Raw genomic sequence first — 16,171 nt, forward strand, 5'->3', positions numbered from 1 at the left:
TCAAGCGATAGTGAGATACCAAGTGTGTCAAGTACACTTGGCACAAAACGTGCCAAACACTGTGTCTTGGGAAAAGCGCTTTGTGACTGAAAATTCTCTCTAGAGGAAGAGTGCTGATTGGAATTCCATGGAGAAATTTAGGAGCCTAATCGGCGCATCAAGAACTGCCTGAACGTAACTGAGCGCTTTAATTATGGTTATTGAGGCGTCGATTAGGCGCAAGGGCACAATTATCTGCGCCGACACGGCGCATCAAGTGAGCTTGAATGTATCAAGCTGCCGTCTCAACATATGGCGTGAGATGCCCAACAGGCGACATGCTTCACTTTTACTACCGCCGGAACTGGCCAGAGCTTCCAGGAGGAGGTTCCGTTTCAGCCCGGCGACTACATCCACATACGATGGACGGGGAGGAAAATGGACGATCCAATATTTAGAAGTGGGAACGGCAGCTTCCGATTCCAAGAAATCGAACTGAAGCTGCGGACCCGGCGATACAATGAGTGCTCTTTCGAGAACATTGCGAAGCTCCCGAATATTTCCCGGCCATTTGTACCCGCAGAGCTTTGCCAATTCCTCAGGTGGAACGGTGGGTCTCGTGGGGAGCTTGAGTTTTTGCCCCAATTCAGAGATGATCTGTTCGGCCAGTGCGGGCAAATCTTCTATCCTGTCAACCAGTGACGGCACCCGTAAAGACAGAACGTTTAACCTGTAGAACAGGTCACGACGGAAGCGTTTTTTCAAAACCTCCTTTTTCAAATTCCTGTTTGTAGCCGCAAGCAATCTTGCGTTCACTTTTACCGGTTTCTCTCCACCGACTCTGGTAAACGATCGATTATCAAGAAAGGTCAGCAGCTTTGCCTGAAGATGCGTGGGCAGCTCTCCGATTTCGTTCAGCAGGAGCGTCCCTCCTTCTGCAAGCTCCAGGAGACCTTTCTTTCTTTTATTCGCTCCCGTAAAGGCCCCTGGTTCATGACCGAAAAGTTCCGATTCCGCGAGTTCGGGAGGAATGGCCGCGCAATTAAGGGTGTAAAAGGGGCCGTTTGCGCGGGCGGAATTGTCATGGATAAAACGCGCCAAATAGTCTTTGCCTGCTCCACTCTCACCGGTGATCAAGACGATGATATCTGTCATTGCGGCTACGCGGGCTTCTTCCACAACCGCACGCATAACAGGTGAAAGGCTGTCCTGGATTGAGGACTCGGAAGCATGAGCAGCCCGTTCCGTGATTCTGCGGAAAATGCCGCAAATTCCAGCAATCCGGCCGTCTTTGTCTCTAATTGGAGCGCGAATTTCCAGGAATCTCATAGGGAGGTTGTTTATTGGTCTCGTATGCTCCATCTCTACAGATTCCCCCGATAACACACGTGTATCCAATTCGTGAAGACGATCGGCAGCTTCTTGACCGAAAAGATCCTTGTCTTGAAGCTTTATAATCTCCGAGGCCGGCAGGTTCAGAAGTTTTTCCATGGAAGGATTGACAATCACGTATTTTAGGCTCTCATCCTTTATGAACACACAATCTGTGGAGGTCCTGATAATTGCACTGAACTGCTCTTCAAATCGTTGCAATGCTTCTTGGGCTCGTCTCCGTTCGGCTACTTCCACACGAAGTTCCCTGTTTGCCCAAGCTAATTCCTTCGTATTTTCTGCGATGCGTAGCTCCTGTTCGGTCAGGATTTTCCGTGCTTCCTCCTCTGCACGTTTCCGCTCGGTTATGTCGACTATCACTGCAACCGCAGCCTCAACTCGGGAATCCGGATCGCGTATTGGGGTACACGTCACATCTCCCCAAAAAACGGAACCATCTTTTCTCATGTAGCGCTTTTCCAAACGATAAAAGTCAATCTCTCCGCGAATGAGAGATTGCAGCTTCTCGTTTGAGGCATCAAAATCCTCGTGAGAAGATACGTCCTTGGGAGTAAGACATTTGGCTTCTTCGGCGGAGTATCCGAACATTCTTTCAAAGGCCGCATTTACGTACATGATGGACTTGGTATCGCTGAGCATGGTGACAGCTTGCCCCAGGTTATCTATGGCAGCCCGAAAGTTTGCTTCGCTCTCACGCAGTTCTCGTTGTGCCTGCGTCCGTTCGCTCATCTCTGCGATAATGCCTACCGCTGCTCCCACGCGTCCGCCGAGACTGCGCATGCGGGTGATACTGAGATCACCCCAGAATAAACTACCGTCCTTTCGAGCAAATAGCTTTTTCATGCGAAAAGAACCGGCATCTCCACAGAGAACCGCCTTGAATTTCTCTTCGAAGATATGGGAATACTCAGGATGCATCATGTCCCGGCACCTTAAGAACAGAGCTTCCTCAGCACTATAACCGAACATCTGTTCCCACGCTGCGTCAACTTGCGTGAGGCCTCCACTGTCATTCACGACGAATATGCCGTGAATGACTTTGCGAAGAGTTGTCCGGATGGCTTCACTTTCTGCATATTCCTCTTCTCTCCGGTTCATATTTTCACTATCACGAGCGATTGTCAAAAGAGCTTTTCTCCCGTCCACCCAGTCGATCTCCAGCTCTTGAGCCACGATTGAACGACCCGTTTGAACGATCTCACATTCCAAATCATGGACAAGCGACTCCACTGCTTCGTGTGGTAGTTCATTCGATAAGCCATTCATCCCCGAACTAGCACCAAGACAGCGGTTATGGCCGTTATCTTTAATTCTTTCCTGCTCGCCAAGCACTTCTTCGGCCTGCACATTGGCAAAGAGGATTTCATCACTAAGCTTATCGGTCACCCATACTGCGGCATCGATATTCTGTAGGACACCAATCAAAAGCTGGTGTGTATTACTCCCAGTCTGTCGACAGACTCTATCCATTTCCGGTCCCTCTATCTATGACCGTTTCGAAGAAAAAGGCATCGAAACGGATTGAAATATCCGATTGAATTTTCGACGAAAAAGACTTCTGATGTCGAGCTATTCACAGTCTCAAAAATGGTCCCAAACGATGACATTGCCCTATACCGGATGCCTTTCGGTAACCCGATGATATGTAAAGCCGCTCCATATTTCCCATTTTCCTTCCGAAAATAGGATGATGAGCCTTGTTCTTTGGATAAAGGCTTCAGCGACATTACAGTATTGTAAAATACCAGCATCAGATGTTACTTCTTTGAACGCACATTGGTATTATATCTTCTCAGGTTTTGTTTCCGCATCTCCAAGTTCCCAGCCTGTCCGGAGGCTCATAAGGGAAACAGAACCGGCAAGCCGCCGGAAAAACGGAGATTCGCAAAGCAAGTCTGAGGTCGGCATCTTGGGCTAGCAGTTGTCTGCCGCAATCAGGAGATCGCTACAGAGGAGCAATTGCTCCATGCGCGGGGTGCAAGGCAAATTAAAGTAGGGTCCGTTTCGAGATATTCTCTCAACGCAACCTGTGCTGAAGTCAACTTGCAGTCTATGTTATGAAGCTGTCTCCTTGCAGACGATAGCTTCATATATTTCATAAATCCTCTGATGTCTTCACCTTGAAAAGTCGTCCCTCGTTGATTCGACTTTTAAGACTGTCTGCCATTGTCAAACTTGCCGCTTCCGATATATTGAATGATGATCGCTCTGCATGAATACCAAAAGAGGCGCTGTAGTCGAAATCGACAAAGCTTCAAGCATAGACATGCTGAAGCTGAAGCCTCTTCATACGGTTCCGGAAACGCTCTGGAACTCGCGGTTCACGAGGGGTATCATCATGAAAACCTTATCCGCTTTTCAGCGGGATACCTCCAAACTTTAAAGAAAGTCTAACCTGACGTCATAGTCAAGACGCCATTATCTCATTGAACTGTATAGTACAATAATTTGCTGTCAAGTGGTTTTTGTGAATCTTTAACTTGATCGCGTAGCATTTTGACAGGCTGGTTCGGCAATAGTACAGCCTGGAAGCTGTGAATTCAACGTGTGGTCCAGAAAAAATAAGCTCTGTACTATGTGCCAATCTTCGCTGACAATCTCTGCCTCGCGATTGTCTTCTTTGGCCGTCGGGACCGAAGATCGGAAAACGATGAGCGCCTGTGGTGCAGGGAAAGATTTGTAGAAAGTCTTTCCCTGCAAGTCTCCCTATATCATGACTTCGCCGGACATCTGCCGACTTTCGCATGTCCTCTGTTCAGTGCTCAAATTCCCGAATCTTGTCGAGCCTGAATGAGTTCCAGGGTTTGGATGGCGATTTCCAGTTCCTCATTGGTTGGAATCACGAGCAGCTTCACGCGCGATTCGTCGGAGTTAATTGAGAACGGTTCTCGTCCGCGGTGTTGGTTCAACCCTTCATCAACGACGATCCCCAGGGAATCCAAACTTTCACAGCAGCGGCCTCGAACGGTTGGTGAATTTTCGCCTATTCCGCCGGTGAACACAATTGCATCCACGCGGCCCAGCACTGCGAAATAGGCGCCTATGTACTTTTTGATACGATAACAAAACATGTCCAGGGCAAGGGTCCCGAACGAGTCGCCTGATTCGGCCAGTCGGACCACCTCCCGCATGTCATTGGAGCCACAAATTCCCTGCAATCCACTCGCTTTTTCGAACAATGTTCCGATTTCTTCATATGTTTTCCCTGTGACACGAACAAGATAGCCCTGGAGCGCCGGATCGATATCGCCGCATCGCGTGCCCATGATGAGACCCTCCAGAGGAGTCATTCCCATGGAAGTATCAATGCTCCTGCCTTGCCGTATTGCAGTGGCACTGGCTCCATTTCCCAGGTGGAGAGAGATCAGGTTGACAGAATCCAGGGGCAGGTGAAGCCGTTTCGCCGCCTGCTTGGCCACGTATTGATGTGATGTCCCGTGGAATCCGTACCTGCGCACTCGATAATCCGTGTACATCTCATTGGGGAGCGCATAACGGAAGGCATACGACGGCATGCTCTGGTGGAATGCAGTGTCGAAAATAGCGACCTGAGGCACCGACTGAAACTGTTCCAGAGCCAATTCAACTCCGATCAGATTGGCCGGATTGTGCAGCGGTGCCAGTGGAATCATAGCTTTTATGGTTGAGATCACCTCTTTATCGATCAAAGTGGGCAAGCGGAAAGCTTCCCCTCCGTGCACAATCCTGTGTCCCACGCCGGATAGGTCGCTGAGATCCCATCCTTTGGTCGGGTGTGCCAGGAATTCCATGATAAGGTGAAAGCCTGCCGCATGATCGTGGACAGGCTGGCTATGGGTGAACTCGGCGAACTCTCCATTTCCGTTGTTCTTGCGGTGCTTCAATGTGCTCCCTGTCCGACCGATTTCTTCCAGGATGCCTGCAACAAGCACTGACTGATTATTCATGTCAAACAACTGATATTTAATGGAAGAACTTCCTGAATTGATCACAAGAATCTTCATTCCGGCTCCTGCATGGTTTGCGCTTGAATAGCCGTGATTGCCACGGTGTTGACAATATCCGTTACGGTACACCCTCTGCTCAAGTCGTTTACAGGCTTGTTAAGACCTTGAAGGACTGGGCCTATGGCTACGGCATTGGCAGAACGTTGAACCGCTTTATATGTAGTGTTTCCAGCGTTGAGGTCCGGGAAGATGAACACTGTGGCGTTTCCGGCCACTTCGCTCCCCGGTAATTTTGTGCGGGCCACCTCCAAATCGATGGCTGCATCGTATTGGATCGGCCCTTCAATCTTGATATCGGGCCGCCGCCTTTTCGCGATAAGGGTTCCTTCCCTCACTTTGTCCACATCCACCCCTTTTCCGGACTCTCCCGTAGAGTAGGACAACATTGCGACATACGGTTCGATGCCGAACACCTGAGCAGTTTCGGCTGAACTGATCGCAATGTCCGCCAATTGTTCCGGAGTTGGATCCGCGTTGACCGCGCAATCTCCGAAAACGAGCACCCGATCGGCCAGACACATCAAGAACACACTCGAGACAATTGAAAATCCGGGTCGGGACCGGATGATTTCAAAGGCCGGCCTGATGGTGTTTGAGGTCGTGTGAATCGCTCCGGATACCATTCCATCAGCGTGCCCATGGTAGACCATCAGCGTGCCGAAGTACGTGTTGTCTGCCACAGCGTCGAATGCCATTCCTCGGGAAACACCCTTGTGTTTTCGCAATTCGTAGTAGGTCTGTGCGAACGTCTCCCGCAGAGGAGAATCCAAAGGATTAACGATATTTACTCCTTCGGCTTCTATTCCAAGCAAACCGATTCTCTGACGGAGCCTCTCGGGGTCGCCCAGAAGGGTGATTTTAACCACATCGCGGAGTAACAGAATTTCGGCCGCCCTCAAGATTCGCTCTTCCGACCCTTCGGGCAGTACGATATGTCGGCGTGTTGACCGAGCGCGCTGGATGAGCTCGTATTCAAACATTAATGGGGTGACATGGCGCGAGCGCGGCAAAGTCAGACTTCCCTGTAACGAGTCGAACCGTACGCTCGCCTCGACGATTCCAAGCGCAGCGGCGATCTTGCGCTGATCTTCGGGAACCAATGAACTCTTCAGCGAGCTCACCTTGGCCGCGGTTGTGTACGTGTCTGTTTTTACGGATAAAATAGGTATCGGGAGTCTTCCAAGACCTTGTATGAGACGCTGCACCTGGGGAGCAGGTTTGAAGCCTCCTGTGAGGATTAAGCCCGCTATGTGCGGATACAATCGTGAAGCTTCCACTGCAAGACTACCAAGAATTATCTCTGCTCGATCTCCCGGTGTAATGATGAGATCTCCTTCTTCAATCCGGTCCAGGAGATGAGGCAATTCCATGGCAGCGACTTTGAATTGGTTAACCGTGTGGCTCAGGCTGCCAGTATCGCCCTGCAAATGTTCAGCATTCAAAGCGCGAGCGACTTCTCCGACCGTAAGTTTGTCCAGAATCGGATGTTCAGGGATCACGTGTGATGGTAGAGTGGCCGGTAAAGCTCTCCGCAACTCTTCCGTGACTCCAGCGCTCTGTCGGTGATCCACGCGATTTGCGATTATCGTCAAAATGTCGCATTTTTGCTGTTCGAGAGTGTCCATCACTACTTTTGCGAAATCGCCGATCTGACGGGGAGTCCTTCCCATACCATTTATTACGGCGACAACAGGGCTACCCAGGTTGTATGCTATTTCCGCGTTGAATCGTAATTCCATTGGAAAAGATGCTCCGCCGAACCCCGTGCCGACGCAGATCATTATCTCACATTGCTCTTCCAGAGCCTTGTACTTGTCGAGAATGAGCTTATATGATTTTTCCCGATCTTCTATCGTTTGTTCGTATGTACAGCCATACATCGTGAAATACGGAAACCGGGAGCCATAACGACTCAGGATCAGATGTATCAGGCGATCCGGCTCCTCTTCGGACTTGATGACCGGCCTGAAGAAGCCCACGGTGCGGCCCTGGTTCACGAGCCATTCCATGAGTCCGAGAAGAACCACGGATTTGCCGCTTTGAGCTTCCACTCCGGTTATATAAATGCTTTGTGTCATACCTTTCTCCGCAATATGTTAAAATCTCCGTTGTACCAAGTTTCAGTCTCAGCACGTTCTTAGTGACAACAAGATCACATGTTAAAGATACACCATGAATTTCTGGTAAGGTGAAAATTTCTTCCAGAATAAATTGGGCCTAGGATGATCCCGTTAACGCTCCTTAAAAGGATATAGACTGCGTGCTGCCAACGGCAACGATGGCGGCGCGTATCGGAGACAAGGCAGCGAGGGTCGAGAGAAGCAAACCTTGATTGATATTCTTTTTGAAGATCCGAGCTTCGCAGAATAAGGCCTGATACCATTTCGCAGTTATGCATATAAGATGGCGTAGGCTGAGGTGTTCTGAGCGGAGTGATTAGACGGCCTTGCGTAGTCCGGAGCGAAGGATACCTCCAGCCTCCCGGATTGTGAAAAGAAACCGAATCGGTATGAGTTGGTTGACCGCTATACCCCACTCAGAATATCATCACAATTATCAGAAACCTGGAAATTGCGTCATGTTAAGAAATCGCATCGGAGGTTTCGGTGGTATTCCAAGAGTGAAATAGAGATGGGCCCACAGGAGTCGAGGAGACAATCGTTATGGAATTGTGGAAAGAGAAGTATTCTTCAAAAATAGTCGATGCAAAGGAAGCCGTTTCCCACTTGAAAAACGGTGACCGGGTATACTTGGGCAGCTTGTGTTCGGAACCGGGGATGATCATTGATGCTCTGCGATCTTCGCACCTGGACGATATCGAAATCATCCAATTCATGCACGGTCGTCGGGCAGAGTCTCTTACAAAAGCACAGCCGACCAGATTCAGAATGAAGAGCTTTTTTATAGGAGGCGATCTAGCGGAACCGTCTGTAAGCGACTATGTGCCATTATATCACTCTCAAATACCCGGATTTTTTCGGAATCGCCGAATTCCCATCGATGTCGCGATTGTTCAGGTCTCCAGCCCTGACAGGTTCGGGCGCTTCAGTTTGGGTCTTTCGGTGGATGTTACTCTTGCCGCTCTGGAATCCGCTCGCGTGGTGATCGCTCAGGTCAATCCCAGGATACCCCGCACCCGTGGGGACACGGTAATTGTGGGCGATCGTATCGACTTCATTGTTGTTGCAGAAGACGACCTTTTTGAATTCTCTCAGGATGTATTCAGCGATTCTGCAAGCGTAATAGGTCGCTATTGCGCCGAATTGGTGGAAGACGGTGCAATACTGCAATTTGGATTCGCAGGTGCACCCAGGGGACTCACGAACCACTTGAAAGATCGTCGTAATCTGGGGGTGCATTCGGAAATCTATACAGACGGATTCATGGAACTTACCGAGGCAGGGGTAATTACCAATGAAACCAAGAAACTCTATCGTGGCAAGTCTCTCGCTACGTGTTGTATTGGAAGCAGCAAGTTGTACGACTTTATTCATGATAACGATTTAGTGGAGCTGTATCCTTCCGACATGATCCTGAGACCGGGCTTCATAGGACTAAACGACCGCGTGACAGCAATCAACCTTGCCGTGGAAATAGATTTGCGCGGCCAGATTAGACAAGGGCGTTCAGCAGCCAACTATATTAAGGGATCGGGTGGAGATCGAGACTTTATGAGGGGAGCTAACCTCTCTAACGGAGGAAGATCCATAATCTGTCTTCGCTCCATTTCTCCGGAAAGCGGCAAATCATCACTGGTTCCTGCGTTCGAACCGAGATCTGCGGTTCTTATGAACACGGGAGAAGCGAATTTTATCGTCACTGAGTACGGAACAGCATACCTGGGTGGCAAATCGATTCGAGAAAGGGCATTGGCAATCATTGAAATAGCGCATCCGGATCACCGCGATCACCTCATGGAAGAAGCACGAAAATTGGGGTATGTAGGAAAAAACCAATTCCCGTTTCGCACGGTTTCTCACGAATTGCGAGAACGGGTGCGCATGGACCGAACATTTAAAGGAGATCTTGTGGGTCGGGTTCGGGTAATCAAGCCTACCGACGAATCCATGATGAGAGATCTTTTTTATCATCTTTCTGAGAGAGCCGTATATTTCAGATACTTCGGCCGTAGGAAAAGCATGCCTCATGACAACCTTCAGAAGTATGTCAATTTAAGAGATGAAGACGGTCTTTCCATTGTGGTTACCATCGGTCCTCGAGAGGACAGACGAATTATCGCAGAGGCGCGATATATGTTTGAAAAAGATAACCCATTTCCTGAAGTGGCGTTCATGGTCGACGAGAAATATCATGGCAGAGGCATTGCCACTTTTCTCTTGAACTATCTTACCGAAATTGCTCAAGAGCGTGGGGTCCCTGGATTCAAAGCGGATGTTCTGGTGTCCAACCTTCCGATGCAGGACATATTCAATAGAGTTCCCTATGTTACTGAGAAAACTGCTGATATCGGTATATTAAGTTACAAATGGAGATTCGATCAGTTGAAGAAACCGGAGAATACAGATACCCACGGCTCTGTCCCGGTCATCCCAAGCGGCGACGACAATTAAGACGTAGCCTTATATTCCGACGATTCTTGTGCGATTCGCCATTTTCGTGGAATCGAATTCGGAAACATTGCATCTTATGGTGTGGAGATAGTACGTCTCCGTCGATCATAGAGACTGAGAAAGACCAATACAATGCTAGGTTTAGCCATAACACTGTTAATTATAGCTTTGATTGCTGGATTCCTCGGCTTCCTGGGAATTGCGGGAGCCGCTGTAGCCGGAATTGCTAAAGTCGTGTTTCTGGTTTTTCTCATACTGTTTGTAGTATCACTTGTTTTTGGAGGACGCGCAGTCCTCTGAAATAGCATTCCAAGCCTTGAGAATTCCTCGAGGCTTGGAAATGAACCATGTGTGAATCGGATTTATTCCATATTCTATTTTGTTAGGACCACCAATTGCAAATACCACTGTAATTCCCCACCTCATATATCATTTTGTAAGATGAAAGAAGTGATTATGTTTTTCTTGAGAAAAAGAAGAAAGGATGGAAATTAACATGGCAACTTCCACTGATATTGAATCATCTCAAAATATTCATCACAATATAGATATGCACGCGGCAATGGAGATTTACAGGGAAAAAGCAAAGCTGACTGCGCCTCATAAAATGCTTGCTTCTCTGGCGGGAAGCTGGACTACGAAAACCACAGCATGGATGGGACCCGACCAGCCTGCTATGGAAAGCACAGGAACCTGCGAGCAGAAGATGCTCCTTGGCGGACGTTACTTGCAGCAGGAGTATACCGGAGAGATGATGGGCGATACATTCACAGGGATAAACCTCATAGGCTATGACAATCATACGAAAAAGTATGTGTCTACCTGGATCGATTCCATGAGCACCGGTATCTACTATTTTGAAGGTACGGCCAGTGAAGACGGTAAAATCATAACTCAGGAAAGCTCCCTTGACGATCCGGTCAGAGGTCCTATTGTGTGGCGCAGTGTGACCACCATCGTGGATGAGAATAACATGAAATACGAAATGTACATCACACCCAAAGGAGGCACCGAAGAGAAAGTGATGGTAATGACCGTCACCCGGAAATAGCGAGGGCTTGCAAGAACGGGAGTCGTTGCGGCTTGATGGGCAGGACCGGCGCTGAGGCCGGTTCTGCGATACTTAAATACTTCCGTGACCGTGAGATGTACCTATTCGGGATAGTACGGAAGTGGTGGGTTCGAGTGATCTTTCCAATGAAAATCAAAACCCGTATTGGGGAGAATTTCCACTGTGAAATTCGTCGGTCCGGCCTGCTGGTAAATCTCGACGCCTATACTTGAAGGATGAGCTTCGTAGTAATAGGAATTATCGCTATTCTTATAGTAATCATACGGCGGACTGACGGCCGCTTGTTGCGTATCGCAACCTAAACCGTAAACGCCCAGAGCGTTCTGGTTGCCTGTTGCATTCAAGACCTCTATGGTTGTGCCGGTGGTCGGGGTTATGCGCATCCCGCCATTATATCCGTTGACCAGGCTGAGATTGTAGACATCCCTCGCATGGGGTTGCGTGCCATCATTGGCGTGTAAAGTCCATTCAAATCGAGTTTGGACATGGTCGTCCAAGACTTGTCCTTGAGGCGCAAATTCTATGGAAGAGCCACTGAGCCTGTGGACATGGTGAAAAGTTATGGTTGCAGAGGCATTTGCACCCAGGTTTTGGTAGATCCAAGTATCGGGATCGGCTTGCTGGGTAAAACCTGAAAAGGCCGTCGTATCATACTCTACCCAATTCAAGTGAGCAAACTTGAGATAAACATCAATTGTTTCGCCAAAATGATTTGTTACGGTAAAAGTTTGATCGTATGTTATTTCCCAGGCTTGAGTGGAGGGATTTGTCCAATACCAATCTCCTTGGATGTGATCCCAATACCAGTATTCGTTTGGATCTATAACCCAATAATTGTTGGATCCATCAAAATTGCAGTAGTACACAAATGACCCATTCCAATCATTGTAGTAGTACTTGTGCAGATTCGGATCGAATCGCCATGTAAACATTGCTTCCCATTGGCCACCGGGCTGGAACTGATGAATGTCATCAAACCAAATCCATGTACCGGTATCGATCCGCTGCATATAATATTCATGCTGCCCGTGGTACCATTGGTTCAACCCTGCCTGTGAGTCCGAAAACCACCACTGGGTCTGTTCGTTCCACCACCAGTTCGTGTTTTGGTTAAACCACCAGCCTTGACCGTCATCGTTGTACCACCAGCCGTTATCGACATAGACCCAGCCGAGATTATCGACCTGTTCAGCTTGGGCTTGTTGTTCCTGCACATCAGGCGCATCCGCTACTGCTCCATCAAGGACAATTCTGTCCTCCAACTGCTCCAGGAGCATGCGCCTGTCCACGGCAAAAGCATTCGTAACTGAGCTGGAATTCTCTGAACAAAACATTTCAGCCTCCTGGACAAACAAATAGAATTATAGGAGAAAGGGGTTTAGGAACTGCAGGTCTATTTAAAATCGTATGTTATGGCTTGATTGCTGTCAATCAAAAGTTCATATGCCGTGCACTTTGCGGGCGCAGGTCTCTTTGCCCAACGGGGAGGAGTGGAAGTCCGTTTTCTACATTTTTTTGAAGACCCTCTTTTGAAAATTCGTTAAATGTGACACATTCTAGCGCCCGGACTTCAGGCACTTTAAGGAGGAGCAAACATGAAGCACTTCTTCTGGATATTCACACTGCTTATCATCTTTTGGAGCCCGATGCGCGGTGAGGCTGCCGAACAACCTATCAAAGTGGCACTGCTTTTCAATCTTACCGGAGACATGGCATCCATTGACGCTCCAGGTTTCAGGGGCGCACAGCTTGCAGCCATTCGGATCAATGCTGCCGGGGGGCTGCTCGGAAGAAAACTGAAATTGATCGTCATCGATTCGCGTTCCGACCCCACAGCGGCAGCGGAAGGAGCGTTTGAAGCATTAGAACAAGGAATTGTTGCAGGTATCGGATACGGTGACACCACGTACGTGCTGGCAGCAGGCCCTGAGTTTGCTAAACGCGGAATTCCCTTCATCACTTCCGGTGCAACCGATCCGAATCTTCCCCGGGATGTCGGTCCCAGTCTCTTGATGACTGCGTACGGTGATGATGAGCAAGCCGCAGCTATGGCCGATTTTGCCGTGAAATATCTGAAAGCGAAGCGCTTCGTCCTGTGGACCGATGTATCGACTGATTTCACCCGTGATCTCGCCGAATATTTCAAAGAGAGCCTCGCAAGAACGGGTGGTCAGTTGATTGCACAAGATGTGTTCAAAGCCGGCACAAAAGACTTTGCCCCGCACGTAAAACGCCTGAAGGCCCTCAATGCCGTACCAGATGCAATATTTGTCTCCGCGGCTCCAGGCGAAGCAGCCACAGCAGTGGCACAAATAAGACAATCCGGAGTGACGGCTCCCATACTGAGTGGAGACGGATTTGACAGCGATCTTGTAAAGCAGTTGCCCTCGCCTAAGATTGCAAATGGGATTTACTTTTCGACGCATTCATACAGGGGGCAAAACAGACCTGAAGTGCTGGCTTTTATTGAAGAATATAAGAAAGAGTACGGGATGAAACCGGAAAACGCCTTTGCCGCGTTGGGCTTTGATGCTTTGAATCTCCTCGCGGATGCGATAAAGCGGGCAAATTCAGTTTCTCTGGATCCACTTCTGAAAGCCCTGTACGAGACTCGCACTTTCCCGGGGGTGACAGGAGAAATTTCCTATGCCCGGCCGAACCGCGCGCCGATCAAACCAATTTCCATAATAGGCATAAAGAATGGTGAATACTCGGTTATAGAGACGTGGAAAGCTGGACATTGATGCGTTTGTGTCCGCAGTTTGAATGATGGACAAGTATTCGCGTACTTTCTATAATGACGACGCTGCGATCCTCGGAGAAAACGATCGCACAAAGACAGTCTTGACAGTTGTTGAGAACGGGTTGAAAAGCCCGAAAGATATGGAGTTTGCATTGAAGGAATTGTTGAAGCAAATAGCGCTCGAAGAAGCCACAGACCCGGAAGCCCTTTACCATGATTTTGAACATGGCCGACTGGCGGTCTTTAAGGCTCCTCCATCGGGAAAATCCGTTGCAGTAGGAGAAAAGCTCAAGGTCAAGGTGAATGCCAATATCGGAACGTCAAGCGACCTGCACGACGAGGATTTTGAACTCAGGAAACTCGAAGCTTCTATAAAAGCCGGCACCGATGCCGTGATGGACCTCTCCACCGGCGGTGACTTACGAAGCGTTCGGCGCAAGATCATTTCCGAATCGTCTGTCCCGGTTGGGTCTGTACCCATCTACGAAGCCATAGTCCAGTCACTGCGCCTGAGGCAAGGGGCCGAAAAGATGGAGCCCAAAGAAATGCTCGACGCCATACGGCTCCACGGTGAGGACGGGATCAGTTTCGTTACCGTTCATTGCGGAGTGACGCTGAAAGCACTGGAGCATCTGACGGCAAAGCCCAGAGTGTGCGGTATCGTGAGCAGAGGCGGCAGCTTTCTTGCCCGCTGGATGAGGGCCAACAAAGCGGAAAATCCGCTCTATGAACAGTATGACGAAGTTCTGGACATCTGCAAACAGTACAACATGGTGATCAGCCTTGGCGACGGCCTGAGACCCGGTGCAATCGCGGATTCTCTGGATGCAGCACAAGTCGAGGAACTCATCACGCTGGGAGACCTGTGCCGAAGAGCCAGAGCAAAAGGTGTACAGGCAATCATCGAAGGCCCCGGCCACGTGCCTCTGGATCAGGTAGCCTCTCAGATGCAGCTTCAGAAAAAGCTCTGTGATGACGCTCCGTTCTATGTGCTGGGTCCTCTCGTGACTGATATTGCTCCGGGATTGGATCACATCACGTCTGCAATCGGCGGAGCGGTAGCTGCTGCAAACGGCGCTGATTTCCTGTGCTATGTCACGCCGTCCGAACACCTGGGCCTGCCGTCCGTGGAAGACGTGAGAATGGGAGTGCTTGCCGCCAGAGTTGCCGGGCACGCTGCGGACCTGGTCAGGAAACGTCCTGGAGCATGGCAATGGGACGAACAGATGAGCCGTGCCAGGAAGGACCGAAACTGGCCGGATCAGATCAGGCTGGCACTCGACCCGGAGCTGGCCAAGGAAATACGGGCCCGAACTTGCAGAGAAAACCATGAGACATGCACAATGTGCGGAGATCTCTGCGCTTACAAGGCCGACACGGAACTTGATATGCTGTGAGTTCGCCGGTTCTCAACGGCATAGCCACGCTTGACCGGTGAGCGCAGCGAACCGCATGGTGAAACGATTCTCAGCGCCAGACTGCGCAGCCCGTGGAGGAATGCTGTGACCGGCAGGAACCGCGTGGTTCGTGTAACTTTACGGCCTGAACAGAAGCACCACCACTGCCTCGGTCATCTCAGCAAATTGAAAAGCCTTATCGCGATTGCTACGGTTCGCTTCGTTCCCCGCATCCTACGCGAGCTGAAGCTTACAGAGGAACAACGTTTTCCCTTGCCGCTTATGGGGGCACCTGCTAAGAGCATGAATGCGGTTTACACACAGAGTCACCTCCATGTCGAGACAAAGTCATGAAGAGAGTCTTGCTGTTGTTGTGCAAAGGCTTTGAGATCTACGAAGCCGCAGCATTCTACGATGTATTAGGCTGGTCCGGGGCCTATGGTTCGGAACAGGTTGCCGTTGTGACGGTAGGCTTGCGAAAAGAAGTCCAAGGCTCGTTTGGGATAAGGGTAATCCCGGACCGGCTTTTGTCGGAAGCACATCCCGAAGACTTTGAAGCGCTGGCTGTGCCAGGCGGGTTTGAGACACACGGCTACTACGAGGAAGCATATTCCGAACCGGTGGCTGACCTTATTCGTCGTTTTTTCGCTATGGAGAAGCCGATCGCATCAATATGCGTGGGCGCTCTTCCTCTCGCGAACAGTGGAATACTCAAAGGGCGGCAAGCGACCACATATCATCTGCTCGAAGGGATACGGCGCAAACAATTGGCCAGTTTTGGGGCGCATGTCATTGACAAACCGATTGTGTGGGACGAGAACGTTATTACTTCCACGTCACCGGCAACGGCGATGGAAGTGGCGTTTGCACTCCTGGCGAGAATAACGAGTAAGGAGAATTCGGATCAAATACGGTTAAAGATGGGTTTTTAAGCATAGCAGGCTGGCGCGACGCAATGCATTTCTTCAATTCCATATTAGAAAGTTGATTTATCGAGGGAGGCGAGCCTCGCTATCAGGAGCCGCGTCGCA

General features: G+C 49.7%; 11 protein-coding genes. 7 read left to right on the forward strand and 4 right to left on the reverse strand.

Going from position 1 to position 16,171, the window contains the following annotated elements:
• Window positions 1–252 precede the first annotated feature (252 nt).
• Entirely contained in the window at window positions 253–2,841 is a 2,589-nt protein-coding gene (locus tag DESTI_RS29265; RefSeq protein WP_014812144.1) for a sigma 54-interacting transcriptional regulator, read from the reverse strand.
• Between the two features lie 742 nt (window positions 2,842–3,583).
• Here DESTI_RS29265 and DESTI_RS30945 point away from each other — a divergent pair.
• Window positions 3,584–3,754 carry a hypothetical protein gene (locus DESTI_RS30945; protein WP_157212241.1) on the forward strand — a complete coding sequence of 57 codons (171 nt, stop codon included), beginning with the start codon at window positions 3,584–3,586 and terminating at the stop codon, window positions 3,752–3,754.
• Window positions 3,755–4,133: 379 nt separating this feature from the next.
• On the opposite strand, the gene DESTI_RS21810 is transcribed toward DESTI_RS30945, so the two are convergent.
• The gene (locus tag DESTI_RS21810; protein WP_014812145.1) at window positions 4,134–5,354 is read right to left on the reverse strand and encodes an acetate/propionate family kinase; all 1,221 of its coding nucleotides are present in this window, start codon (window positions 5,352–5,354) and stop codon (window positions 4,134–4,136) included.
• Window positions 5,351–7,435, reverse strand: coding sequence for a phosphate acetyltransferase (pta, locus tag DESTI_RS21815; protein ID WP_014812146.1), 2,085 nt, complete (start codon window positions 7,433–7,435; stop codon window positions 5,351–5,353). Before pta ends, DESTI_RS21810 begins: the two co-directional genes overlap by 4 nt.
• 585 nt (window positions 7,436–8,020) lie before the next feature.
• On the opposite strand from pta, the gene DESTI_RS21820 reads away from it, so the two are divergent.
• From DESTI_RS21820 to DESTI_RS21830, 3 genes are all read left to right on the forward strand, one after another.
• Window positions 8,021–9,928, forward strand: a complete 1,908-nt coding sequence (locus DESTI_RS21820) for a bifunctional acetyl-CoA hydrolase/transferase family protein/GNAT family N-acetyltransferase (protein ID WP_014812147.1) — start codon at window positions 8,021–8,023, stop codon at window positions 9,926–9,928.
• Window positions 9,929–10,060: 132 nt separating this feature from the next.
• Window positions 10,061–10,228, forward strand: a complete 168-nt coding sequence (locus DESTI_RS30230) for a DUF1328 domain-containing protein (RefSeq protein WP_014812148.1) — start codon at window positions 10,061–10,063, stop codon at window positions 10,226–10,228.
• A 196-nt stretch (window positions 10,229–10,424) separates the two neighbouring features.
• The gene (locus DESTI_RS21830; protein WP_014812149.1) at window positions 10,425–10,979 is read left to right on the forward strand and encodes a DUF1579 domain-containing protein; all 555 of its coding nucleotides are present in this window, start codon (window positions 10,425–10,427) and stop codon (window positions 10,977–10,979) included.
• 101 nt (window positions 10,980–11,080) lie between these two features.
• Here the strand turns inward: DESTI_RS21830 and DESTI_RS21835 are convergent, their stop codons facing one another.
• Window positions 11,081–12,334, reverse strand: a complete 1,254-nt coding sequence (locus tag DESTI_RS21835) for a hypothetical protein (protein ID WP_014812150.1) — start codon at window positions 12,332–12,334, stop codon at window positions 11,081–11,083.
• A 261-nt stretch (window positions 12,335–12,595) separates the two neighbouring features.
• Here DESTI_RS21835 and DESTI_RS21840 point away from each other — a divergent pair, with 261 nt between their 5' ends.
• From DESTI_RS21840 to DESTI_RS21855, 3 genes are all read left to right on the forward strand, one after another.
• Window positions 12,596–13,744: an ABC transporter substrate-binding protein gene (locus DESTI_RS21840; RefSeq protein WP_014812151.1), complete on the forward strand. Its 1,149-nt coding sequence runs from the start codon at window positions 12,596–12,598 to the stop codon at window positions 13,742–13,744.
• A gap of 22 nt (window positions 13,745–13,766) precedes the next feature.
• A complete protein-coding gene (gene thiC / locus DESTI_RS21845) occupies window positions 13,767–15,140 on the forward strand; it encodes a phosphomethylpyrimidine synthase ThiC (protein ID WP_014812152.1) in 1,374 nt (457 codons plus the stop codon).
• 350 nt (window positions 15,141–15,490) lie between these two features.
• The gene (locus tag DESTI_RS21855) at window positions 15,491–16,072 is read left to right on the forward strand and encodes a DJ-1/PfpI family protein (RefSeq protein ID WP_014812154.1); all 582 of its coding nucleotides are present in this window, start codon (window positions 15,491–15,493) and stop codon (window positions 16,070–16,072) included.
• Window positions 16,073–16,171: the final 99 nt, after the last annotated feature.

The organism is Desulfomonile tiedjei DSM 6799 (genome assembly GCF_000266945.1).
GTDB classification, from domain to species: Bacteria; Desulfobacterota; Desulfomonilia; order Desulfomonilales; family Desulfomonilaceae; genus Desulfomonile; species Desulfomonile tiedjei.

Bases quoted from the DNA above. Each gene is read 5' to 3' on its own strand.
- DESTI_RS21820 (WP_014812147.1), top strand. From the start codon at position 8,021: ATGGAATTGTGGAAAGAGAAGTATTCTTCAAAAATAGTCGATGCAAAG.
- thiC (WP_014812152.1), top strand. From the start codon at position 13,767: ATGATGGACAAGTATTCGCGTACTTTCTATAATGACGACGCTGCGATC.
- DESTI_RS30230 (WP_014812148.1), top strand. From the start codon at position 10,061: ATGCTAGGTTTAGCCATAACACTGTTAATTATAGCTTTGATTGCTGGA.
- pta (WP_014812146.1), bottom strand. From the start codon at position 7,435: ATGACACAAAGCATTTATATAACCGGAGTGGAAGCTCAAAGCGGCAAA.
- DESTI_RS30945 (WP_157212241.1), top strand. From the start codon at position 3,584: ATGAATACCAAAAGAGGCGCTGTAGTCGAAATCGACAAAGCTTCAAGC.
- DESTI_RS21855 (WP_014812154.1), top strand. From the start codon at position 15,491: ATGAAGAGAGTCTTGCTGTTGTTGTGCAAAGGCTTTGAGATCTACGAA.
- DESTI_RS21840 (WP_014812151.1), top strand. From the start codon at position 12,596: ATGAAGCACTTCTTCTGGATATTCACACTGCTTATCATCTTTTGGAGC.
- DESTI_RS21835 (WP_014812150.1), bottom strand. From the start codon at position 12,334: ATGTTTTGTTCAGAGAATTCCAGCTCAGTTACGAATGCTTTTGCCGTG.
- DESTI_RS29265 (WP_014812144.1), bottom strand. From the start codon at position 2,841: ATGGATAGAGTCTGTCGACAGACTGGGAGTAATACACACCAGCTTTTG.
- DESTI_RS21830 (WP_014812149.1), top strand. From the start codon at position 10,425: ATGGCAACTTCCACTGATATTGAATCATCTCAAAATATTCATCACAAT.
- DESTI_RS21810 (WP_014812145.1), bottom strand. From the start codon at position 5,354: ATGAAGATTCTTGTGATCAATTCAGGAAGTTCTTCCATTAAATATCAG.